Genomic DNA, 21,914 nt, shown 5'->3' with positions numbered 1-21,914 from the left:
CGCGAGAGGGACGTGTGTCGTGGAGTACTTCCCGGTCGCTCGCGGTGGCCGGGATCGTTCTGGCGCTGCTTTTCGGACTCGGAGCACTCGGACTGTTCGTCGTCGACGCCGGCGCGGCGGAGACCGAACCGGTTCCGTTCGACGAGACAGTCACTGTCGGACTGACGAGCGAAGCCACCGCCACCCTCGATGAAAACGTTTCCCTCCCCGAAGTCCAGGTGTTTTACTCGCAGTACCGGTACGTCACCGGCTACTACGGTGTCGGAACGTACGCCGACGTGAGTAGCCAGCCGGGACACGACGCTCAGTTCGGCTACCCGATGGCCGTCCACGTCACCGATTATGCAGGGACGGGGATCCGTCTCGACGAGGACGGCTATCCTGCGCCCATGCGAACGCCGGGATGGGTCGCCGCAGACGAGGCGGTCTACGTCGTCGAAAGCGACGCTCGAAGCCCGGACGGGGGTACGATCCTTCCGTTCTCGAACCGGGGCGAGGCAGCGGCGTTCGTCCACGATTACGGCGGCGACGTGGTCGACTGGGAAACCGCGCTCGAACGGAGCGACGAACAGACCGGCGCCGATGGCGTCCGCGAGTCGGTGAGCGACCGCACTGCACACGCCGACGCCGACGTCGACTCCCGGACCGAACTGCTCGAGGAGGAGACTCGCCCCGTCTCCGTCGTCGTCGGCGAGGACGCCGACACGATCCAGGCCGCCGTGGACGTCGCCGAACCGAACACGACGGTGGTCGTCCCGGCCGGAACGTACGAGGAGCACGTCGAAATCGACCGGCCGATCACCCTCGTCGGCGTCGAGGGGACCGCCACGGGGGCAGATTCGACACACCTCACGGAGAAGACGGCGGGGACCACACAGCCAGTTCACGTCCGAGGCGACGGCAACGGAACGGTGATTCAGATCGCCGCCGACCGGGTCGCCGTCGCCGGCGTGGCAGTCTCGGGAGTGGGCAACGAAACCCGGGATCCCGACGCCGTACCGACGGACGCCTGGGACGCCAACGTGGAACTCGGCTACGGCCACGGGGACGCCGGCATCGCCGCCGTGGACGCCGCGGACGTGCTGATCGCCGGCGTCGAGGTCGACACGCCCGCAAACGGGATTCTCCTTCGGGACAGCCCCGGTGCAGTCGTCCGGAACGCCGACGTCGGCGGCGCCGACGAGTGGCTCGACGGCTTCATGGGAGTGATGGTGATGCGATCGCCCGCAGTCGTCGAGAACTCGACGTTCGCCGGCGGCCGCGATGGGGTGTACACACACCGCTCTCACGGGACAGTCGTGCGGAACAACTCGATGGCCGGAATGCGGTACGGCGTCCACCTGATGCACACCGACGACGCGCTGATCGCCGACAACGTCGTTCGTGGCGGCGCGTTCGGCGGCATCACGATCATGACCGATCCCGCCGGGAACGCGATCGTCGGCAACGACGTTCGAAACAGCACGACGGGGATCTCTCCCTCCGGCAGCGACGTCTACGTGGCCGAAAACGTGCTCGTCGACAACGATCGCGGGATGTCGACGGCGACCCGGACGTCGCTGTACGAACACAACGTCCTGGCGAACAACGACGTGGGAGCGCGGGTGTCGAGTATCCTTCCGACGAACCGGATCGTCGCGAACGACTTCGTCGGGAACGACCGACACGTGTACGCGAGCGGGATCGGACCCCTCCGGATCTGGACCCACGACGGGAATGGGAACTACTGGGACGGCGCGCTCGGTGCCGTTGGAGAGACGGACGAACACAGAGACGGAGCGACGCTGTCACGCGAGTACGTCGCCACGGATCCGGTCGACGAACGGCTCGGGCGGACCGCCGGGGCAGCGACGCTTGCTCGGTCCCCCGCTGTGGCCGCGCTGCGATCGCTTTCCGACGCCGTTCCCGGCCTCAAAACCGGTGGCGTCGTCGACGTCGCTCCGCGTGCCTCCCCTGCCAACCCGGCGCTACTGGAGCGCGTGGGACTGCTCGAGGAACACGACAACGCGGAGACGACAGCCGGCAGCGACGTGGACGAAACGGAAGACGAAACCGAGGAGGAACGATGACGGAATCGGAACCCGATCTGACCGACGGACCCACCGGTGGTCGGACCGACGAACCCGCCGGTGGTCCGACCGATGAACCGGCCGTCGAACCAATCGACGAACCGACACTGGTCGCCGAAGATCTCACTCACAGCTACGGCGACGTCGCCGTCCTCGACGGCGTCTCGCTGGGAATTCGGAGGGGAGAATTCACCGCCCTGATCGGCCCCAACGGCGCGGGAAAAACTACCCTGTTGCGGCTGCTCGTGGGGCTTGAACCTCCCGAACGTGGACGGATACGCTACGACGGTCCGGATCGGCCGCGCCGGATCGGCTATCTCCCCCAGCGACCGGCGTTCCGGCCGGAGTTTACGGCCGCGGAGACGCTTCGTTTTTACGAGTCGGTGCTCGGTGTTCCCGAGCCCAAGCCGCGTGCGCATCTCGAACGCGTCGGGCTTTCGGCGGCCGCCGACCGACCCGTCGGCGCACTCTCGGGGGGGATGCGTCAGCTTCTCGGGATCGCACAGGCGGTGGTCGGGGATCCGCCGGTGGTCGTCCTCGACGAGCCCGCACACGGACTAGATCCGGGGATGCGATCCCGGATCTTCGGCGCCATCGAAGAACTCGCGGGGCGAGGGGTTGCAGTCGTGGCGACGACCCACGATCTGAACGCGGTCGATCGGCGTGCCGACCGTATCGGGGTGCTCGACCGCGGACAGGTCGTCCGCGCGGGAACCCCCGCAGCACTGCGGGACGAACTCGGGGCGGAAACGTTGGCCGAGGTGTACGACACGGCCGTCGCCGGCGCCGCCGGAACCGTGTACGTCGGCGGATCGGAAGGTGAAAAGCAATGACCGACGAGGCCGCAGAAACCCACGCTGAAGACGGTCTCCAGAGCCAGGGAGACGAGTCGCCGCCGACAGGTCGCCGGAGCCGAACGGCACCGATCGCGGCGGTCGCCGCACGCGAGCTCCGATCGGCGATGCGCAGCACCGGCGGCCTCCTGTTTGGCGCTGGGCTGACGATCGCGATCGTCGGCGTGGCGTACGCCGGCGGGGGATATCAGTCGAGCTATCTGGCGACAACCGCGGACCTCCTCGCGGCGCTTTCGGTGTTGGTACCGGTCGTGGCGGTGGCGTTCGGCTACCGGACGCTGCGTTCGGACGCGCGAAGCGGCGAACTGGACGTGCTGTCGACGTATCCGGTCGCCGCCTGGCAACACGTCCTCGGCGCGTATCTCGGACGGGCGATCCCGCTTTCGGCGATCGTACTCGTTCCGTTCATGGCCGTCGCCGGACTGGTGTCGGTGTCGACAGCGCCGGAGGCGTCCGTGTTCGCGACCCACGCGGGGGCCGATTCCCCGATCCTCTTCGCCCGGCTCGCCGCGTTGACCCTGCTGTACGCGTTGGTCGCCCTTGCCGTCGGCGTCGCGGTGTCGGCGGTGGCGACCTCAGCCCGGGTCGGAATCGCGCTTTCGGTCGGGGCCGTTGTCGGGATCGTACTGGTCGCCGACCTGGCGATCGTCGGCGGGCTCGCAAGCGGCGCCCTCGGCGGTGAATCGACCCACGGCGCGCTGGCGCTGTCCCCCGCGAGCGCCTTCCGCGGGCTGGTGTTCGAGACCGTGATCTCCGCCGCCGGCGGCGCGGGGCCGGAGACGGCCTCGGTCCCGGCGAGCCTCGCCGGGCTTTCCGCCTGGCTCCTCGGTTCCCTTGCCGTGGCGGTGGCTGCACTCCGGCTGCGATGAAAACGGACCCCTGCGACGACCGAATCGACCCGGACGTTTCGAACCAGCCGGAGGACTATCCGTCCCAGGTCGCAGCCAGCACCCGCCGCCAGTTACCGTAGGCGAGCAGTTCACACTCCCGGCGACTGTATCCCCGATCCTCGATCGCATCGAACAGCCCGGGGAGTCCGGCGACGTCATCGACGGCCGAAAGCACCGTCGCGCCGTCGAAGTCGGAGCCGAGGGCGACGTGTTCGACGCCGGCGACGTCGACGGCATGATCCAGGTGATCGAGGAGGACCGAAAGCGGGAGCTCCCGGTCGTCGTCGCCGTCCGGGTGGAGGAACCGGGTCGCGAACGTGAGCCCGACGATCCCGTCGCCATCGGCGATCGCCCGCAGCTGTTCGTCGGTCAGGTTGCGCGAGGAAGGGCAGATTTCGTGAACTCCAGTGTGGCTTACGACCGGTGGATCTTCCGTTTCGGCGAGGACGTCACGAACGCCTGCCGCGTTGAGATGTGCACAGTCGACGACCAGTCCCCGGTCGTTGCACGCCCGGACCAGCGACCGTCCGGCGTCCGTGAGGCCGGGACCGTGGTCGGGAGTCGATCCGTGGAGGAACGGCACGCCGTGGGCGAACGCGTTCGGTCGGCTCCAGGTGAGCCCGACCGACCGGAGCCCCGCGTCGACGAGAGCCTCGAGGTTCGACAGGTCGGGCGCGATCCCGCCTGCGCCTTCGACGTGCGGGATCGCCCCCAGGCAGTCGCCGACGAGGCACGCGTCGAGATCCGCGATCGACTCGACGGTCCGGAACCGGTCGTGTGCGTCGGCCCACCGGGAAAGCAACGCGAGCTGGTCGTGTGTGGCGCGGGCCGCCACCAATGGATCGACCGGCGGCGGCACCTCGCCGGCGTCGAAGTCGATCGCGGACAGATCCGGCGACTCCGGATCGAGGTCGTTCGAGACGAACGCGGCGAAGAAGCCGGCGGCCAAGCCGCCGTCGAACGCGCGCGGGAGATCGACGTGTCCGTCACGACCCTCGAGGAACGATCCGACGCCGTCATCGCCCTCGAGGAACGACTTGACGTCGTCATCGCCCTCGAGGAACGACTTGACGTCGTCGTCGGGGATCGTCGGAGAGCCGACCGAACCGTCGAGCAGTCCCTCGTAAACGCGTAACAGTACGTCGTTGTGTCCGTCGACGATGCGGTATCCGGCGGTGTCCTCACCCATCGATGACGTTCGACTCGAGATCGCGGGGATAGTAGGTCAGCCATTCGGTCCCCGACTCGGTGATCGCGATGGTGTCGGAGTGACGGTACCCCGCCTCGTCGGTGTACAGCCCCGGCTCGATCGTGTAAATCTGTCCGGGGGCGAGTTCGGTCGCACTGCCCTCGTACCGCTCGCTCCAGCCGCGGTCGAGGTACGGCGGCTCGTGCCCTTCCATCCCGATGTTGTGGCCGACGTGATGCTGGGCCAGCTCCGTCACCCCCTGTTCCTCGAAGTACTCCCACACCTGTCTGTCGACGTACTCGACGGGAACGCCGGGGGAGAGCGCCTCGATTGCGATAGTCTGTGCCTCCAGCATCAGCTCGAAGTAGTGAGCGTCCTCGTCGGTGTAGTCGCCGACGAACATCGTCCGCTCCAGTTCCGAGTGGTAGCCGTCGACGTTCGCGGAGGCGCCGGTGATGAGCACGTCACCCCGGGAGAGCCGTTCGTTTGGGGTGTGGCCGTGGGGAAGTGCCGTCTCCTCGCCGGAGATGTAGCCGGCGTGGACGGGGCCGCTCCCGCGGACCCGCACGGCGTACCGATCGCCGAGGGTGTCCAACATCGCCCGCGAGGCGTCCATCGAGGCGCGCTGGCTCACCGTTGCTGGATGTGCGCCGACTTCGGTGTACTCTGCGAGGTAACGGTGTCCGAGGTTGGCCCACTTGGCCGACTCCCGGACCAGATCGACCTCCGCGTCCGTCTTCTCCCACCGCATCCGGGGGATCCACTCCTGGGTGTCGACCTCGAGGAACTCCGACAGCGCCGGCCCCTCGTATCCCATCACGCCGGGGGCGCCGTCGGAGTCGGCCGCGACGTGGTCGACGTCCAGTTCCCGAAGCATCCCGACTGCGGTCTCGATGGGTTTCCCGCCCGGATAGTCGAAGTAGTGATGCACCGCGTCGATGCGGGGATTCGGTTCGACGCGCTCGACTTCGAGCCGTGGGACCGTGATTTCGACGCGATCCGGCGTCACCGCCAGACAGACCGGGCGTTCGGTCTGGATGTGATGAAAGCCGGTGACGTACTCGATGCTCGTCGCGTTGAACCAGACGGCAGCATCCGCCTCGGCCTCGGACAGCCGGCCGCGGATCTCGGCCAGTCGAGCGCGGAACTCCTCGGGGGGAACGCGGGTCGCCATGCGCGTGGAATACGCCCCGGACGGCAAAAACTATCGGGACGCGGCCAGCTGGGACCGCTCGATGATCGGCGTTCCGGATCGTCGTGGCTCCGTTTTTCCAGATCGTCGGCCTATGCCTTCCGTGCGAACGCCAGCGTCCCGCTCACGCTTTCGACGTACGCCCGGACGGTCTCCCCCTCGCGCGCGCCGGAGACGAAAATCGTGTACTCGCCCCGTTCGGCGACGCCGTCGCCCTTTCGGCCGGTACTTATGATCTCGAGTTCGTACGTCTTGCCCTTCTCTACGGTTTCCCGCTCCCGGCGGTTGGGCTTGCTCACGTGTCCTTTCGCGACGGGACGGAACGCCCCACAGGCTTCACACCGGAGCATTTCCGTGCGGTCCTCGGTGACGAGCCGGGTGTCCGGGAGGCCACACTCAGAGCAGGTGACGTATCGGGAGACGTACCCTTCGACGGCCTCGTCGAAGTCAGCCCCGCTGAAGTTTCCGTTGTACCGTGCGCGTCCGGATTCGAACTGTCCGGCCGTCCCCAGTTCCTGCTGGACGTGACTGTGGAGGTGTTCCGGATCGCGCGAGAGCGCGTCGGCCACGGCCGAAATGTTCGTAAAGCGCGTGAACGCACCGTCCGGTTCCGCCTCCGAGTCCGGTATTCGCAGCCGCGCCTCCTCCCCGCCGAGCTCCGGCATGGCATCGATCGCTCGATCCAGGCTCGCTTCGTAATCCATGCCTCGAGTGACGGGGAGGAGACTGAAAGCCCTTCCGCGAGTCTCGCTCACACGGCCGGGCAGCTCTCGAAGAAACGGTAGCGACTGACAGTTGACTGACGAGTGACAGACACCTGTCCGACGGGTGGGAAGATTAAAATACTGGGGAACGAATTGTGGAACGATGAGCAAGATCACCTTCCGCGCGGACGACGACCTCGTCGAGCGGCTGGAGGCGTACGACGCCTCCAAAAGCGAGGTCATGCGGGAGGCACTTCGAGCGTTTCTCGACGCGTCCGACAGCAATGAAAGCGGGGACGTGACCCGAACAGGGGCAGTTTCCTCGAAATCATCGCCGGGGAGCTCGACGGCCGGGGACGGCCTCGAGGAAGACGGGATCGACGGGCTGATCGCCCAGCGGGTCGACGAACTCGTTTCGGAACGGCTCGACGCCCGTTTCGGGTCGTATACACCACCGTCATCGCCCGAAGTGACCGTAAACGTCAGTCTCGAGGGTGCTACCGCGGAAGGTGTAGATTCTAACACCACACACGAAACAGAGAGTGACGCGAACGAGGACGTTCGTAAGACAGAAGTCGAAAACACGGATGACGAAACGAAAACACAGCGTAAGACGTGCGCGCAATGTGGCGAAGACGTCCCGGAAGAACACGTCTACTGCCCGAATTGCGGCGAGAAGTCGTCCCGTAGAGTGTTCTGTGACTGCGGCGACGAGCTCCGTTCCGACTGGTCGTTCTGTCCGAGTTGCGGTCGTCGAACGCCGGCTGCGGACGTCCTCGACCCGAGATAGGCAGCGATAGAAAACGTGCAAACGCCGAAAACGAACGAATTAGCCCCGTTTACGGCCAGTTCACCGAAATGTCTTACGACAGCCGGTACTTTTAAGTGTATTCCATCGGTGGATACGATTGCGTAAGACGGCCGTCTTACAGCGTGACGCCGCTCCGGGGTGGGTCGCCCACGTCGGGCGGTTTTTGCGTGTAAGACGGTATCCGGCGTGGCCGGCCGTCTTACCGGGGGAACAAAAATATGGAGCGTGTGACACTTCGCATCCCGAAACAGCAGATCGAGGAGGTCGAACAGATGGTCGAGACCGGCCAGTTCCCGAACCGCTCGGAAGCGATCCGTTCGGCGGTCCGGGAGATGATAAACGAAAACGACGGCGAAGCCGACTCGCGTCGCCGGAACCACAACTGGGCGAAGGTGTAGACGATGCAGGATATCGTCAAAGACGCGATGGAGAACGCCCGGATCGAGCAGCGCGAGATGGACGACGCCATGGACGACGAGGAGTTCGGCGATCCGCGGATCGTGATCGTCGGCTGTGGCGGCGCCGGCAACAACACGGTCAACCGACTGTACAACATCGGCGTCGACGGCGCCGACACCGTGGCGATCAACACGGACAAGCAGCATCTCAAAATGGTCGAGGCCGACACGAAGATCCTCGTCGGCAAATCCCTGACGGCCGGGCTCGGCGCGGGCGGCGACCCCGACATGGGCGAGCGCGCGACCGAGATGGCCCAGGGAACGATCAAGGAGGTGCTCGGCGACGCGGACCTGGTGTTCGTCACCGCCGGCATGGGTGGCGGCACCGGAACCGGCGCCGCGCCGGTCGTCTCGAAGATCGCTAAAGACCAGGGCGCAATCGTCGTCGGCATGGTGTCGACGCCGTTCAACGTCGAGCGTGCCCGCACGGTGAAAGCCGAGGAGGGGCTCGAGCGGCTCCGCGGCGAGGCCGACTCGATTATCGTCCTCGACAACAATCGGCTCCTCGATTACGTGCCGAACCTGCCGATCGGGAAGGCCTTCTCGGTGATGGACCAGATCATCGCCGAGACGGTCAAAGGGATCTCCGAGACGATCACCCAGCCGTCCCTGATCAACCTGGACTACGCGGACATGTCCACTATCATGAATCAGGGCGGCGTCGCGGTGATGCTCGTCGGCGAGACCCAGGACAAAAACAAGACCCAGGAGGTCGTCAACGACGCGATGAACCACCCACTCCTGGACGTGGACTATCGCGGTGCCTCCGGCGGACTCGTCCACATCACGGGCGGTCCCGACCTCACGCTGAAGGAGGCCGAGGGCATCGCCGACAACATCACCGAACGCCTCGAGGCGAGCGCCAACGTGATCTGGGGCGCCCGGATCCAGGACGAGTACAAGGGCAAGGTCCGCGTGATGGCGATCATGACGGGCGTCCAGAGCGCGCAGGTGCTCGGCCCGTCCACCCAAAAGCAGGCCGACAAGTCCCGCGCGAGCATCGACGGCCAGTCGTTCGACGCCGCCGACCGCGCGAGCTGGGAGTCCGACGGCGGACGCGAACCCCAGGAAACGAACAACGGCCTGGACGTCATCCGATAACGTCCCGCGAGCCGTCCGCTTTCGGTTTTTTCAGGCGTCCTCGACCGCCTCGAGCAGCCGGCACTTCCGACAGACGTCGCCGCTGGTCGAGGAGCCGCATCGCTCGCACGCGGAGAGTTCCACGCGGTCGCCCCCGGCGCCGTCGTACCGGTTTGCTGCAAGCGAGGCGAGCTCCTCGTACCCCGAGAGGATCGAGTGACGGGTACCCGGATGGTTCTCCTCGAGATCCTGGAGCAGCGACTGGATCTCCCCGCGGTAGGCTTCACTCGCGTGCGGACACTCGGTAATGTGAGCCGGAAGCTCCCGCAGGTGGGCGTACAGTGCGACCTCCTTTTCGGGGACGTCCCGGAGCGGCTTCGCCCGGGGCACGAACGTCTCCTGCCGGGCTCCGGAGTCGTCGGTACCGCGATCGGCGTCGTCATCGGACCCGTCCTCCGCCGGGATCGTTCGCTCGTCGAACGGCCCCAGCGAGGCGTCGAAGTGTTTGGCGATCTGTCGGACGTCCCCTTCGAGGACGTTCATTAGTGCCGTCTGTGCTTCGTCGTCGAGGTTGTGCCCGGTGAGCAGTTTGTCCGCATCGAGCTCCGCAGCGTACTTCTCGAGCAGATCCCGGCGGAATACGCCACAGTAGGCACACGGCGACATCCCCAGCGGATCCGCCTCGGCGACGTCGTCCATCCGGACGTCGAACTCCTCCTCGTAGTGGACGACCTCGTGGCGGATCCCGAGTTCCTCGGTGAGATCCAGGGAGGCCGACAGCGACTCGTCGCGATACTCTTCGATCCCCTCGTGGATCGTGAGTGCCAGCAGTTCGATCCGGGGATCCTCGCTGAACGTCTCCGCGAGGATCTGGGTGAGCACGACGCTGTCCTTGCCGCCCGAGAGCCCGATCAACCACCGGTCGGGATCTGCGGGCGTCGCGTGATCGGGAACGAGGCCGTCCTCCCGGATCCGACGCCGGACCCGCCGCTCGAGTGATCGGGTGAAATGTTCTTCACACAGGTGCGATCCGCTGTAGGCAGCGTGCATCACCGCCTCACGGTCACACTTCGAACACTCCATCACCGTCAGGTACGTGCGAGCACCGATACGGGTTTCGGGACGCGATCGAGTTTCGGTGTCCGGTCGAAAAGTCAGAACCGTTCGTCGGCAGTTGCGGTCGACGGCGGTTGCGGTCAGGCTGTGTCCGGCTTCACATCGCGCCGCCCATACCGCCCATGCCGCCCATACCGCCCATGCCGCCGGCACCGGGCCCAGCCTCGTCTTCCTCGCCTTCGGTGGAGAGGTCACCGGCGGCGATGATGTCGTCGATTTTCAACACGAGGTTGGCGGCTTCGGCGGCCGAAGAGATCGCCTGCTCCTTGGCGTGTGCAGGCTCGACGACGCCCGCATCGAAGGTGTCCTCGACGTCGCCGGTAAAGGCGTTCAGACCGGCGGATTCGTCGCCCGCCTCGTGGGCCGCACGCAGGTCCACGAGCAGATCGATGCTGTCGAGCCCGGCGTTCTCCGCGAGCACGCGGGGAACCAGCTCGAGAGCGTCGGCGAACGACTCGACTGCGAGCTGTTCGCGCCCGGAGACGGAGTCGGCGTAATCGCGCAGCCGACGGGCGAGTTCGACTTCGATCGCGCCGCCGCCCGGCAGCACGCGGCCGTCCGAGACGGTGGTGGCGACGACGTCGATCGCGTCCTCGATCCCTCGCTCGAGCTCGTCGACGACGTGGTCCGTCGAGCCGCGCAGCAGGAGCGTGACGCCGTGGGAGTCGGGCCCTTCCACGTAGAACAGGTCGCCTTCCTCGTCGCGCCGGACCGACCCATCCGCGACGTCCGCCTCGCTTGCGGAGTCGAGGTCGGTGACGATCGTCGTCCCGAGAACGTTCTTGAGGAACTTCAGGTCGGACTTCTTCGTGCGGCGGACAGCGAGGATGCCCTCCTTCGCGAGGTAGTGCTGTGCGAGGTCGTCGATCCCCTTCTGACAGAAGACAACGTTCGCGCCCGTCTCCTTGATCTGGTCGACCTTCTCTCGGAGCTGCTGTTCCTCCTTGTCGAGGAACTTCTGGAGCTGGTCGGGCGACTCGATGCTGACCTGCGTGTCGACATCGGTCTCTTCGACCTCGATCGGCTCGTTCACGAGCAGGATCCGGGCGTCATCGAAGTCGGTGGGCATGTCGTCGTGGACCGGATCCTTGTCGATGACCGCACCCGTAAGCAGCTCGGACTCGCCCGCCGACCGGCCGGTCTGGGTCTCGATCTTGAGGTTCTCCAGATCGACGACGTGGGAGCCGTCGTCGGCCTCCACGGTGACCTGTCCGACCGCCCGGACGACCAGATCCGCGAGCACTTCCTTCTCGAGTTCGGCGCCCTTGCCGGTCATCGACGTTTCGGCGACCGATTGCAACAGTTCCTCGTCGTCGGGGTCGACCTCGGACGCGACGGCGTCGACTTCTTCGCGTGCGCGCTCGCTGGCGAGGTTGAATCCGCGGATGATCGCGGTCGGGTGGATGTCCTGCTCGAGGAGATCCTCTGCGTTCTTGAGCAGTTCACCCGCGATCGCGACCGCCGTGGTCGTGCCGTCGCCGGCCTCGTCCTCCTGGGTTTCGGCGACCTCGACGATCATTTCGGCGGTCGGGTTGTCGATGTCCATTTCGGTCAGGATGGTGACTCCGTCGTTTGTGACGGTGACGTCGCCGAGCGAGTCGACGAGCATCTTGTCCATCCCTTTCGGCCCGAGCGTCGAGCGTACGGCTTCCGCCACAGCGCGCGCGGCCGAAATGTTGTACTCCTGGGCGTCCTTGTCCTTGACGCGCTGGGAGTCCTCTCCGAGAATTATCATCGGCTGTCCCTGCATTCGCTGGCTCATAGTACAGCGGTTCGTTGTTTGTGATTCTATATAAATGTATTGCTAACGATTCGAGGCCCGGCGATCGGCGGAGAGTGCATAGTGGAGAGAAAACGCCGGACAGAAAGCCGGATGGTCGAGATTTATGGTATCCACTCACACGGATAATGACTCCGAATAGGCCGCCCTTTTGAGGAGTAACGTCCCCGGTTTATGAGGGGAAACCGAGGAACGGCCGAAATCTCCTTCCATTCGGATCGGATACCTTCGATACATGGGACACGGAATACTCGTCAGTCACCTCGTCGAGAAATTGCGGGGTAACGGCTCCGACGATGACGAGAACAGCGACGACGATAGCGAGACCGAGCGCGTCGAAGGCGTGAAAGGGAACGGTGAGGACCCGGAGCCCTGAACTGACGAAAGAGGCTCTCCGGACTATTTGTGAACGAAGACCCCACAGCCTTCGATCTCCGTTCTCCCATTTCTCGGAAGTCTGTGCGTCTGAGAACAGACGAAAACTATATACACATATCGAGAAAACTCGATATATATGAGAAAATCGTCCCTCATCAGTCGCCTGGCAAATGTGTTTAAAAGCAATGGTCCGGGCGACGACGACGGGTGTACCTGTGGTTTGAAAATCGAGAAAATTGAATCTGACTCCATCGAACGGGACGGCAAGTGAGGAGGAACACGGATGAGTACGCAGGAGGAACACAGATGAGCGGAAACGAACGTACGGAGTCAGTTAGTCACACCCTCGGTCGCCTCGGCGAGTGTGGCTGCGGGGACGAGTCGCTACTCGACGCCAGACGTACAGACGGGGAGACAACCGCCGATCAGCTCTCGGTGTTCAAGGCGCTCGCAAACGAAAATCGGATCAGGATCCTCGAGGCGCTGCGGGACGGGGAGCTTTGCGCCTGCGAACTCGAGGAAGTTCTCGATGCGCCCCAATCGACGGTGGCGTCTCACCTCTCGACGCTTCGGGACGCGGGACTCGTCTACACCCGAAAGGAGGGCAAATGGACCCACTACCGGATTGCAGACACTGCAAGCTTGCAGCTGTTAGATCTCGCCGCCGCGATGGGCGGGAACGACGAGGAAACGGAGCGGGACGAATGATCCCGACGGGATACGAAGCCGCACTGGCCGAGTCAGCCGACTATTTCGTCTACCTGGCAGTCAGGCTCGGCCCACTGTTCATCGGTGCCTCGTTCCTGGTCGGACTCGCCAAGGAGTATCTCCCGCCCGAGCGGGTCGAGGCGACCCTCCGATCACACGACGAGGGGACGGGAAACGTCGCAGCTGCGGGGTTCGGCGCGGTCACGCCCTTCTGTTCGTGTTCGACGGTTCCGATCCTCGCGGGACTTCTCGGGGCGGGGGCTCCGCTCGGGCTGGCGTTTTCGTTCCTGCTCGCGTCGCCGTTGGTCAACTGGATCGCAGTGGTGTTGCTGTTCGGGCTGTTCGGGCCGCTCATCACAGTCGCATACGTGGTCACGACGCTGGCCGCGGCGATCGTGGGCGGTGTCGTCATCGGTCGTCTCGGTCTGACAAACTACGTCAAGGACGTCCGGATCACTGCGGGCGGGCGTGAGGTCACGACCACAGCCGGGGCGGACGCCCCAGGCGAGACAGTCGAGGCGACGACTGACGGCGGAACGCCGAAGCCAACAGCCGACGGAACGTCAAGGACGGCTGCCGGCGGCGGCTGTGGCTGCAGTTCCGGCGTGAACGACACCCACCGAAAACGGTTCGCTACAGCCGGACGCGGAGCCCTCAGGTTTTTCTGGAGCACCCTCCCGTACCTCATCGCCGGGATCGCGATCGGGGCACTGATCCACGGAGCAGTACCGACGGACGTGCTCCACTGGATCGCAGGCCCCGAGAACCCGCTTGCCACACCGCTTGCCGCAGTCGCGGGCGCGCCGATTTACGTCGGGATGAGCGGGATGCTTCCGATCGCGGCGGCGCTTTTCGATCAGGGGATTCCGATCGGAACGGTGCTCGCGTTCGTCGTCGGCGGTGCCGGGATCAGCATTCCGAACCTGATTCTCCTGAACAGAGCGTGTCATAGAATAGTTCTCATGGCTCGCTGAATCAGCTCTAACGAATTGAAAGCGCCGTGCACTTGGTGCACGCTGTTCTTAGAGTGTTATAACTATGGCAAAAGAGAAGTTCGGAGTCGCTGTTGACGAGGAAATCGTGCAAGAAGTAGATGAACTGGTCGCTGAATGTGACGATCTCGGAGTCAGCCGCTCCGAGATCGTCGAAGCCATCCTCACAGCATTCGTTCAATCCGAGACGAACCACGTTGAACGGGTGCGAGAAATCATTATTCGGAAACGAAAGGGTACTCTTTGACTAGTTCTAAACCACGTGCACTCGGTGCACGGCCCTCTAAGCAGATAACGTGCTATAATGGTAACTAGGCTGACTAGAGTGTGTGAAGAGTTCTATGACACGCTCCTGAACAAGCTGTTCGAACGACGGCTGCTGGCAATTTACGCCGGCACAGTCGTCGGAATCGGGATCACAGTAGGGTTGCTATTCAACATTCTGTTTATCTGAGACAACTGTTTCCCCTATTCGGCGTCCGCCCCTTCGATCGGTTCCTTCCAGTGAACGGTTACCGTCCCGACGGCGAAGGCGTCCACACTTTCGGTGTCGCGGGCGATCTCCAGCGTGTTGGTACCCTCGACGAGCGACGTTCCGGTGAGGGTGTCGACCCAGTACTGCCAGCCGTCGTTCGGTGGGATGTCGAACCCGGACATCGCCTCGCCGTTGACGATGATCTCGTGGCCGTACGCGTCGACGTCGAACGCCTGGATGCCGACGTACGCGTCGCGGGGATCTGCCGTCGGGACCTCGAACTCGTGGGCGTCGGTGCGATCACCCGCATCGGTCGTCCAGTCGAGATCCAGCTTCCGCTCGTCGGGCCCGAGCTGTGCGCCGACGTAGATCGTCGCGTAGTTGGCGCGGACTCTCACGACTCCCTGTTCGCGTCGGAGTACAAAAAGAACGACGTGTTCGGACCTCGTCCCTCAGCCGTCGATCCAGTCGAAGCTGTCGGTCCCGTCGAACTCTTCGAGGTCCGACGGGTCTACCAGATACTCCGAGTCGATTTCCTCGAGCCGCATCGCCGGCGGTTCCTCGTCGGCACGAAGCTCTCGTTCCGCCAGGCGCCGCTCGAGCTGTCTCCGCTTGTTACGACCTTTCCGTTCGCGGCCTGTCTTCGTATCTGGCATCGTCACCTGTGCTAACTATTCCCACAGTAATAAGCTTTCCCGAAAGACAGAGGTTCGATCGTCCGTGCCGACACCAGTCGAAAACAGCCTGCGCCGTCGTCACACGAAAAGAAGGACTTAACAGTCTCACCGGAGTAGAGTCGAACGGGCCGGGATGGCCGAGTGGAAAGGCGCACGCCTGGAAAGCGTGTTCCCTCACGGGATCGGGGGTTCGAATCCCTCTCCCGGCGTCTTCTCGCGGCGCTCACTCTTCGAGCGCCGCGTGTGGCGGTCCCTGGAGGGGATTCGAACGACGGCCAGCCCGACTTCCGGACAGGCGAACCACACGATATTTCCCCTCGCTCGTCGGAGTGACACGTGAATGGACGAGCCAGTCCTGTTGACGGGCGCAGGGGGCCGGGTCGGACAGGCCATCCTGAACGGGATCGGCGAGTCGTACGACTGGCGCCTGCTCGACCGCGAACCGCTGTCGCCAGAGAAGCGTCCACCCGGGGTAACCCACGAGGACGTCGTCGTCGCGGACGTCACCGACGAGTCGGCGGTCGCGGAGGCGGTCGACGGCTGCAAAGCGGTGATCCACCTCGCCGGCGACCCCCGGAAGACAGCCCCGTGGGACAGCGTCCTCCGCAACAACATTGACGGCACGCAGGTCGTGATGAACGCGGCGGTCGAAGCCGGCGTGGAGAAGGTCGCGTTCGCCTCCTCAAACCACGTCGTCGGCGCCTACGAGACCGACGACCGGACGCCCGGGATGTACCGCCCGGACGACGAGTTTCGACTGGACGGCACCGAACTCCCCCGTCCGGGGAACCTCTACGGCGTCTCGAAGGCGACCGGCGAGTTCCTCGGCCGGTATTACCACGACGAGCACGGGGTTTCGGTGGTGTGTGTTCGGATCGGCAACCTGACCGGGGAACATCCGCCGCCGGAGTACGAACGGGGCCACGCGATGTGGCTCTCCCACCGGGACTGTGCCCACCTGTTCGACCGGTGTCTCCGGGCCGACTACGGCTTCGAGATCGTCTACGGTATCTCCGACAACGACCGGAAGTACTACTCGATCGATCGGGCCCGAGAGGTGCTGGGGTACGATCCGCAGGACAACTCCGCGGAGTACCGGTTCGACGGAACGCCGAAAGACGAGTGACGACCGACTGGATACAAAAACGACTGACGACCGACCGGACCCAGCAAGTCGAGTGACAAGGGATTTACTCGCCCAACACCTTACCGCGGATATGTACGGCACGGTCCCCGGATCCGCCCCCGCGCCGACCAGCGTTCTCCAGGTCGGCCCGGACGGGTTGTTCGAGGTCGGCCCCGTTTCCGACGGGCTGGCGTGGCTCTCGATCGGCCTGTTCGTGCTTGCCGCCCTCCTCGAGTGGCGGGAGCGTCGGCGCGTCGGGGGAGCCACTTCACCGGAGAACGCCCCGATCGGGAAACCCGTCCGGGTAGTGGCGTTCGCTGCGTGGCTCACGTTCGCCGCGTTCTGGCTCAACCTGGTCCCCCACTTCGCGTTCGTCCACCAGTCGTACGTCGAGGGGCTCTTGAGCCTCGTCGCAGTGCCGGCGTCGGCGTACGTCGGCTGGCTCGTCTACTCCGGGCGGGACACACTGTTCGTCCTCACGCGCGCGGTGGCAGTCATGGGCGTCGTCTACCTTCCGTTCGAGACGATCCCCGCGCTGTCTGTCGCCGGGATCGCGCTTCCCGCCCCGAGGCAGGTGTTGATCGAACACACCGCAGTGATGACTGCACTCGTGATGGAGGCGGTCGGATACACGCCGGAGATGATCGAAAGCAGCGAGGGGTACGACGCCACGTTCAGGTGGCTCTACGACGACGGTGGCGAGGAACACATCATCCACGTCAGCGTCGTGCTCGCGTGCACCGGGATCGGGAGCATGTCGATCTTCGCGGGCCTGATCGCTGCGGTCCGGGCACCGCTGGTTCGCAAACTCCGTGCGCTCGCGATCGCGATCGGCATCATCTACGTGCTCAACGTGCTGCGCACCTCGTTCATCACGATCGTCACGGGCAACCAGTACATGCACTGGTTCCCCGAGGCCGTGCTGTTCCTGTTCGGCGAGGCCAGCCCCTACCGCGTCTCGTTTCTGGTCTCCGATCGGATCATCAGCCAGGTGCTGGCAGTTGTCGCCTTGATCGGCGTTACCTACCTGGTCGTCCGTCAGCTCCCGGAGCTTTTGATCGTGCTCGAGGACGTTCTCTACGTCCTCACCGGAGAAGAACACGACCTCCAGGAGGTGATCGACCTCCCGCGAGAGCCGACGAATCTCGACGGTGCCGGGCGATCCGCGGCGACGGCGTCCGTGGACGCGGCCGGTTCCGAGGCGTCGGAGGGATCCGGTGCCGAAACGACGGAGGCCCCCGAGAGCGAGGTGGGCGAATCGAGCGACCCCGACGCGATGGACTGATCACTCGCCGAGAAGTTCCGCGGACGCGTCCGCCAGCCCACCCAGCGCGTCGGCCTCGATGTGGTGGAGGTCGCCGGGAATAACGAGCAGATGGAGCGGCTCGCCGAACGATCGATCGGCAAGGTTCGACAGCCGGTCGGCCGCGACGACCGGATCCGGACTCCCCGCTCGCGCGACCACGACACCCAGTTCGTCGTGCCACGCCGACGCGAGCAGGTCGGCGGCGACGTCGGCCGTCATGTACTCCTCGTGTTCCGGGTCCGGTCCCCGCGGGCCGGTGCCGACCTTGATGTCGAGATACACCAGCGTGTGGAGCCCGCGCTCCCGGTTGGTCTCGATCGTGTCGATCACGCTGTCGGGGACGTCCTCGCCGCCGTGCGCGTACGGGAACGGGAGCGTGACCGCCTTCCCGAACCGGTAGTTCTGCAGGCCGGTGAGCCCCGCGGCGGCCGACTCGGCGGTCACCCCGTGGATCACTCGGGTGTCGATCCCCCGTTCGAGAGCCCGCAGGCGAAGGTCGACGTGAGTCGTCGAAATCATCGTGTCGCCCGCCGTGAGAAACGCCACATTCCCCTCGGCTGACGCCTCCAGAATCGGCCCCGGATCCCGTTCGACACCCTCCCGGTCGCGAACCTCGATCTCGACGTCGTGATACGCCTCCAGCGTTTCGACGTCGGTCCCGATCAGCCGGCTAGTGTAAAACTCGGCGAAGACCCGGTCTGCCGACCGGAGCGTTTCCCGTCCCTCGACGGTGATGGATCGCTCGTCGTAGAGCCCGAGTCCGATGAACGTGAGCATACCTGCGGCAAGCGGGCCGGAGAGATAAGCACCCGGCATCCCGACCTGACAGAAACGCTCCCGCGAACGACCATCCGAAACCCGGGAACTACTGCACCGTGAAAACATGGCATGAAATATCATACCCCTGATGTTGGACACAATCCACAGATAGTATTGGGATATCTCCATCATTTTTCATCAACATTACAGCGAACTGATATGATATAGTCCCCCAACATAGCGGGAGTAAGTTGACCGAGACCGTGTTCCTACAGACTACTGGGAAACGCTCGTATGCAGGAAATCAGAATTCACGGTCGCGGCGGACAGGGGTCGGTGACGCTGGCCCAGCTCATCGCGGGAGCCGCGTTCGAGGGCTCCCGGTGGGCGCAGGCGTTCCCGGCCTTCGGCGTGGAGCGTCGCGGGGCGCCGGTCGAGGCGTACGTCCGGCTCGACGAGGATCGGATCCGGGACCGGAGCCAGGTTACCGCGCCCGACTACGTCATCGTCCAGGACACGTCGTTGCTGGACATCGTCGACGTGGCAGACGGAATGAGCGACGACGGGCTGTTGCTCGTCAACAGCACTGACGCCGTCGAGGAGCTTGAACTCGATGCGGGGATCGACGTGGAAGTCAGGACGGTCGACGCCACCGCGATCGCCCGGGAACATCTGGGCGTGCCGATCGCGAACACGTCGCTTCTGGGGGCATTCGCTGCCGCAACCGGGCTGGTCGAACCGGAGTACGCGAAGTCGGTCGTCTACGAGAAGTTCGACGGCGAGATCGCCGAGAAGAACGCCGCCGCCATCGACGCGGCCGTCCGGGAGGTGTCCGCATGAGCGGCAGCGACGAGCAGTTGACCCTCGGTGCGGTCGTAGAGCCCCGGACGAGCCTCGCAAACGAGACCGGCAGCTGGCGCTCCCAGCGACCGGTGTTCGATCACGACACCTGCATTGGATGTGGCCTGTGTGAACGGTTCTGCCCGGACGGGGTCGCACAGGAAATCGAGAACGGCGCGTACGACGTGGACTTGACTTACTGTAAGGGATGCGGGATCTGCGCCGAGCGCTGTCCAGTCGACGCGATCGAGATGGTCCCGGAGGTGAAATGATGGCTCGCGAGATCATGAAAGGCACCGACGCCGTCGCAAAGGCGGTCGTCAGCGCGGATCCGGACGTCGTCTCGGCGTACCCGATCACGCCCCAGACGGGGATCGTCGAGGGAATCGCCGACCTGGCGGCGCAGGGCGCCTACGACGGGGAGTTCCTGCGGATCGACAGCGAGTTCAACGCCGCCTCGTCGGTGATCGGCGCCAGCGCCGCCGGCGCACGGACGTTCACCGCGACCTCCTCCAACGGGCTGAAGTTGATGAGCGAACCGCTGTTTACCGCCGCCGGAATGCGGCTGCCGCTCGTGCTGGCGGTCGCGAACCGCAGCATCTCCGCGCCGCTTTCGATCTGGAACGATCACACCGACGCGATGGCCGAGCGCGATGCGGGGTTGGTCCAGCTGTACGCCGAGGACGTCCAGGAAGCAGTCGACAACACGCTGATCGCGTTCCGCGTCGCCGAGGAGCTGAAGCTGCCCGTCATGTCGAACCTCGACGGGTTCGTACTCACGCACGTCCAGGAGCCGGTCGACGTCCCCGAACCCGAAGCGATCGAGGAGTTCCTGCCGCGGTACGAGCCCGAACACACCCTCGATCCCTCGGACCCGAAGACGATGGGCGCGTACGCGCGTCCGGAACACTGGACGGAGACGACGTACGTCCCACACGAGGTGCTGTTGCAGGCCGGCGACGCGATCGAGCGTGCCACCGCGGAGTTCGAGGACGTCTTCGGCCGGTCGTACGGCGACGCCGGAGGACTGCTCGACACCTACCGGCTCGGAGACGCTGACGTCGCGCTCGTCGTGCTGGGGAGTTTGGCAGGGACCACGAAGGACGCCGTCGACCGGGCGCGCGAGGACGGGATCCGCGTCGGCGTCGTCCGGCCGCGGGTGTTCCGTCCGTTCCCGGGCGAGGCGCTTCGCGAGGCGCTCGGCGGCGTCGAGGCCGTCGGCGTCCTGGAGAAGGCGATCTCGCCAGGATCCGGCGGGCCGCTGACGATGGAACTGAAGGCGGAGCTGTACGACCTGCCGGACCGTCCGCTCGTCCGCAACTACGTGCTGGGTCTGGCCGGCCGCGACGTCACCGTCGAGGACGTCCGGGAGATGAGCGCGGAGCTGTACGCTGACGCCGACGTGCCTCCCCACCAGGCCCCGACCGAGGACCGCGAGATCTGGCCTCAGCTCCGCGAGGATATCCTTCCCGAGGAGGTGTCTCACTGATGGCCACCGATCAACTCGAAGACGGATCGGACGAACCAGACGAATTCGACGATTCCGACAAAACCGAGGCTGCCGACGAATTCGACGATGCCGACGAATTCGAGTTCGATTACGACGACGCTGGCTTCGCGCCGGGGCACCGCGCCTGTTCGGGGTGCGGGCCGGCGATCGTCGCGAGGCACGTCGTCGACGAGGCGGGCGAAAACACGATCGTCGTCAACCCGACCGGCTGTATGGAGGTTGTCTCCTCCCCGTTCCCCGAGAGCGCCTGGGGCGTCAGCTGGATCCACAACGTGTTCGCCAACGCCCCCGGCGTCGCGTCGGGTGTCGAGGCGGCCTATCGGTCGTTCTCCCGGCGGGGTCGCGAGGAGTTCGAGGATCACGAGGACGTGAACTTCATCGTCTTCGCCGGCGACGGAGCCACGTTCGACATCGGGATGCGCAGCCTCAGCGGTATGTTCGAACGCGGCCACGACGTCCTGTACGTCTGTTACGACAACGAGGCGTACATGAACACCGGCGTCCAGCGCAGCGGTTCCACCCCGCCGGGAGCCCACACCACCACGACGCCTTCTGGGGAGTACAGTACCGGCGAGGACGCACCGAAGAAGGACATGCCGGCGATCGCGGCCGCCCACGGCGTGGAGTACGTTGCGACCGCGAGCATCTCCGATCCGATCGACTTCCGGAAGAAGGTCTCCCGGGGACTCGAAGTCGACGGACCCGCCTACGTGCAGGTGCTCTCGCCGTGTCCGGTTGGCTGGGGGTTCGACGGCTCCGAGACGATCGAGATGGGCGAACTCGCCGTCGAGACCGGCGTTTATCCGATTTACGAGATGGAACACGGCGAGGTGACGAGCGCGAAGACCGTTCGCGATCGCAAGCCAGTCGAGGCGTATCTCGAACGGCAGGACCGGTTCTCCCACCTGTTTGGCGGCGACGCGGGCGAGGAAACGATCGAGGCGATCCAGGCCGAGATCGACGCGCAGGCCGAAGACCTCGGTATCGACGGGTAGCCCCG

Annotated in this window: 25 protein-coding genes and 1 tRNA gene; 18 read left to right on the top strand and 8 right to left on the bottom strand. The window is 65.1% G+C overall.

Going from position 1 to position 21,914, the window contains the following annotated elements:
• Nucleotides 1–14: 14 nt before the first annotated feature.
• The 3 genes from AArcCO_RS02080 to AArcCO_RS02070 are packed head-to-tail and all read left to right on the top strand — an operon-like array spanning nucleotide 15 to nucleotide 3,792.
• Nucleotides 15–2,069 (top strand): NosD domain-containing protein, encoded by a 2,055-nt coding sequence (locus AArcCO_RS02080; RefSeq protein WP_259534738.1) that lies wholly within the window; start codon nucleotides 15–17, stop codon nucleotides 2,067–2,069.
• On the top strand, nucleotides 2,066–2,902 hold the full coding sequence (locus AArcCO_RS02075; RefSeq protein WP_259534736.1) for an ATP-binding cassette domain-containing protein: 837 nt from the start codon (nucleotides 2,066–2,068) through the stop codon (nucleotides 2,900–2,902). Before AArcCO_RS02080 ends, AArcCO_RS02075 begins: the two co-directional genes overlap by 4 nt.
• Nucleotides 2,899–3,792, top strand: coding sequence for an ABC transporter permease (locus tag AArcCO_RS02070; protein ID WP_259534735.1), 894 nt, complete (start codon nucleotides 2,899–2,901; stop codon nucleotides 3,790–3,792). The genes AArcCO_RS02075 and AArcCO_RS02070 overlap by 4 nt, the downstream gene beginning before the upstream one ends.
• 55 nt (nucleotides 3,793–3,847) lie before the next feature.
• Here AArcCO_RS02070 and AArcCO_RS02065 read toward each other — a convergent pair whose 3' ends face one another.
• The 3 genes from AArcCO_RS02065 to AArcCO_RS02055 all read right to left on the bottom strand — a co-directional run bounded on the left by AArcCO_RS02065 (nucleotide 3,848) and on the right by AArcCO_RS02055 (nucleotide 6,898).
• Nucleotides 3,848–5,002: a dipeptidase gene (locus AArcCO_RS02065; RefSeq protein ID WP_259534734.1), complete on the bottom strand. Its 1,155-nt coding sequence runs from the start codon at nucleotides 5,000–5,002 to the stop codon at nucleotides 3,848–3,850.
• Entirely contained in the window at nucleotides 4,995–6,176 is a 1,182-nt protein-coding gene (locus AArcCO_RS02060) for a M24 family metallopeptidase (protein WP_259534733.1), read from the bottom strand. The genes AArcCO_RS02065 and AArcCO_RS02060 overlap by 8 nt, the downstream gene beginning before the upstream one ends.
• A gap of 110 nt (nucleotides 6,177–6,286) precedes the next feature.
• Nucleotides 6,287–6,898 (bottom strand): translation initiation factor IF-2 subunit beta, encoded by a 612-nt coding sequence (locus AArcCO_RS02055; RefSeq protein ID WP_259534731.1) that lies wholly within the window; start codon nucleotides 6,896–6,898, stop codon nucleotides 6,287–6,289.
• Between the two features lie 163 nt (nucleotides 6,899–7,061).
• Between AArcCO_RS02055 and AArcCO_RS02050 the strand changes: the two genes are divergently transcribed.
• The 3 genes from AArcCO_RS02050 (at nucleotide 7,062) to ftsZ (ending at nucleotide 9,268) form a co-directional block, all read left to right on the top strand.
• A complete protein-coding gene (locus tag AArcCO_RS02050) occupies nucleotides 7,062–7,688 on the top strand; it encodes a double zinc ribbon domain-containing protein (RefSeq protein WP_259534729.1) in 627 nt (208 codons plus the stop codon).
• A gap of 239 nt (nucleotides 7,689–7,927) precedes the next feature.
• Nucleotides 7,928–8,107, top strand: a complete 180-nt coding sequence (locus tag AArcCO_RS02045; protein ID WP_119813688.1) for a transcriptional regulator CdrS — start codon at nucleotides 7,928–7,930, stop codon at nucleotides 8,105–8,107.
• 3 nt (nucleotides 8,108–8,110) lie between these two features.
• Entirely contained in the window at nucleotides 8,111–9,268 is a 1,158-nt protein-coding gene (gene ftsZ / locus AArcCO_RS02040; protein ID WP_259534728.1) for a cell division protein FtsZ, read from the top strand.
• Between the two features lie 30 nt (nucleotides 9,269–9,298).
• Here ftsZ and AArcCO_RS02035 read toward each other — a convergent pair whose 3' ends face one another.
• Entirely contained in the window at nucleotides 9,299–10,330 is a 1,032-nt protein-coding gene (locus AArcCO_RS02035; protein WP_259534727.1) for a tRNA 2-thiolation protein NcsA, read from the bottom strand.
• A 130-nt stretch (nucleotides 10,331–10,460) separates the two neighbouring features.
• A complete protein-coding gene (gene thsB, locus AArcCO_RS02030) occupies nucleotides 10,461–12,098 on the bottom strand; it encodes a thermosome subunit beta (RefSeq protein ID WP_259536506.1) in 1,638 nt (545 codons plus the stop codon).
• Between the two features lie 280 nt (nucleotides 12,099–12,378).
• Here thsB and AArcCO_RS02025 point away from each other — a divergent pair, with 280 nt between their 5' ends.
• The 5 genes from AArcCO_RS02025 to AArcCO_RS02005 all read left to right on the top strand — a co-directional run bounded on the left by AArcCO_RS02025 (nucleotide 12,379) and on the right by AArcCO_RS02005 (nucleotide 14,675).
• Nucleotides 12,379–12,519, top strand: a complete 141-nt coding sequence (locus tag AArcCO_RS02025; RefSeq protein ID WP_259534726.1) for a hypothetical protein — start codon at nucleotides 12,379–12,381, stop codon at nucleotides 12,517–12,519.
• Between the two features lie 308 nt (nucleotides 12,520–12,827).
• Nucleotides 12,828–13,229 (top strand): ArsR/SmtB family transcription factor, encoded by a 402-nt coding sequence (locus AArcCO_RS02020; protein ID WP_259534725.1) that lies wholly within the window; start codon nucleotides 12,828–12,830, stop codon nucleotides 13,227–13,229.
• Nucleotides 13,226–14,203: a permease gene (locus tag AArcCO_RS02015; protein ID WP_259534724.1), complete on the top strand. Its 978-nt coding sequence runs from the start codon at nucleotides 13,226–13,228 to the stop codon at nucleotides 14,201–14,203. The genes AArcCO_RS02020 and AArcCO_RS02015 overlap by 4 nt, the downstream gene beginning before the upstream one ends.
• Nucleotides 14,204–14,267: 64 nt before the next feature.
• Nucleotides 14,268–14,468 carry a ribbon-helix-helix domain-containing protein gene (locus AArcCO_RS02010; protein WP_259532794.1) on the top strand — a complete coding sequence of 67 codons (201 nt, stop codon included), beginning with the start codon at nucleotides 14,268–14,270 and terminating at the stop codon, nucleotides 14,466–14,468.
• A 57-nt stretch (nucleotides 14,469–14,525) separates the two neighbouring features.
• Entirely contained in the window at nucleotides 14,526–14,675 is a 150-nt protein-coding gene (locus AArcCO_RS02005) for a hypothetical protein (protein WP_259534723.1), read from the top strand.
• Nucleotides 14,676–14,689: 14 nt separating this feature from the next.
• On the opposite strand, the gene AArcCO_RS02000 is transcribed toward AArcCO_RS02005, so the two are convergent.
• Both AArcCO_RS02000 and AArcCO_RS01995 read right to left on the bottom strand, forming a co-directional pair.
• Complete coding sequence (locus AArcCO_RS02000; protein WP_259534722.1) at nucleotides 14,690–15,094, bottom strand: DUF7383 domain-containing protein; 405 nt, start codon at nucleotides 15,092–15,094, stop codon at nucleotides 14,690–14,692.
• A 54-nt stretch (nucleotides 15,095–15,148) separates the two neighbouring features.
• On the bottom strand, nucleotides 15,149–15,352 hold the full coding sequence (locus AArcCO_RS01995) for a hypothetical protein (protein ID WP_259534721.1): 204 nt from the start codon (nucleotides 15,350–15,352) through the stop codon (nucleotides 15,149–15,151).
• A gap of 148 nt (nucleotides 15,353–15,500) precedes the next feature.
• Between AArcCO_RS01995 and AArcCO_RS01990 the strand changes: the two genes are divergently transcribed.
• From AArcCO_RS01990 to artA, 3 genes are all read left to right on the top strand, one after another.
• Nucleotides 15,501–15,582 (top strand) — tRNA-Ser (locus AArcCO_RS01990).
• A 131-nt stretch (nucleotides 15,583–15,713) separates the two neighbouring features.
• Nucleotides 15,714–16,499: an NAD-dependent glucose-6-phosphate dehydrogenase Azf gene (gene azf / locus AArcCO_RS01985; protein WP_259534720.1), complete on the top strand. Its 786-nt coding sequence runs from the start codon at nucleotides 15,714–15,716 to the stop codon at nucleotides 16,497–16,499.
• A gap of 91 nt (nucleotides 16,500–16,590) precedes the next feature.
• Entirely contained in the window at nucleotides 16,591–17,784 is a 1,194-nt protein-coding gene (gene artA, locus AArcCO_RS01980) for an archaeosortase A (RefSeq protein WP_259534718.1), read from the top strand.
• On the opposite strand, the gene dph5 is transcribed toward artA, so the two are convergent.
• Nucleotides 17,785–18,582 carry a diphthine synthase gene (gene dph5, locus AArcCO_RS01975; protein WP_259534717.1) on the bottom strand — a complete coding sequence of 266 codons (798 nt, stop codon included), beginning with the start codon at nucleotides 18,580–18,582 and terminating at the stop codon, nucleotides 17,785–17,787.
• 276 nt (nucleotides 18,583–18,858) lie between these two features.
• Between dph5 and AArcCO_RS01970 the strand changes: the two genes are divergently transcribed.
• Genes AArcCO_RS01970 through AArcCO_RS01955 form a run of 4 tightly spaced genes read left to right on the top strand, consistent with a single transcriptional unit; the run spans nucleotide 18,859 to nucleotide 21,909 of the window.
• Nucleotides 18,859–19,404 carry a pyruvate ferredoxin oxidoreductase subunit gamma gene (locus tag AArcCO_RS01970; RefSeq protein WP_259534716.1) on the top strand — a complete coding sequence of 182 codons (546 nt, stop codon included), beginning with the start codon at nucleotides 18,859–18,861 and terminating at the stop codon, nucleotides 19,402–19,404.
• A complete protein-coding gene (locus AArcCO_RS01965) occupies nucleotides 19,401–19,676 on the top strand; it encodes a 4Fe-4S binding protein (RefSeq protein ID WP_259534715.1) in 276 nt (91 codons plus the stop codon). Before AArcCO_RS01970 ends, AArcCO_RS01965 begins: the two co-directional genes overlap by 4 nt.
• Nucleotides 19,676–20,893 carry a hypothetical protein gene (locus AArcCO_RS01960; RefSeq protein WP_259534714.1) on the top strand — a complete coding sequence of 406 codons (1,218 nt, stop codon included), beginning with the start codon at nucleotides 19,676–19,678 and terminating at the stop codon, nucleotides 20,891–20,893. The genes AArcCO_RS01965 and AArcCO_RS01960 overlap by 1 nt, the downstream gene beginning before the upstream one ends.
• Complete coding sequence (locus AArcCO_RS01955) at nucleotides 20,893–21,909, top strand: thiamine pyrophosphate-dependent enzyme (protein ID WP_259534713.1); 1,017 nt, start codon at nucleotides 20,893–20,895, stop codon at nucleotides 21,907–21,909. Before AArcCO_RS01960 ends, AArcCO_RS01955 begins: the two co-directional genes overlap by 1 nt.
• Nucleotides 21,910–21,914: the final 5 nt, after the last annotated feature.

It is taken from the genome of Halalkaliarchaeum sp. AArc-CO (assembly GCF_024972735.1).
GTDB lineage: Archaea > Halobacteriota > Halobacteria > Halobacteriales > Haloferacaceae > Halalkaliarchaeum.
The sequence above is the reverse complement of the archived record's forward strand: the minus strand, read 5'-3'. Positions and strand labels throughout refer to the sequence as shown.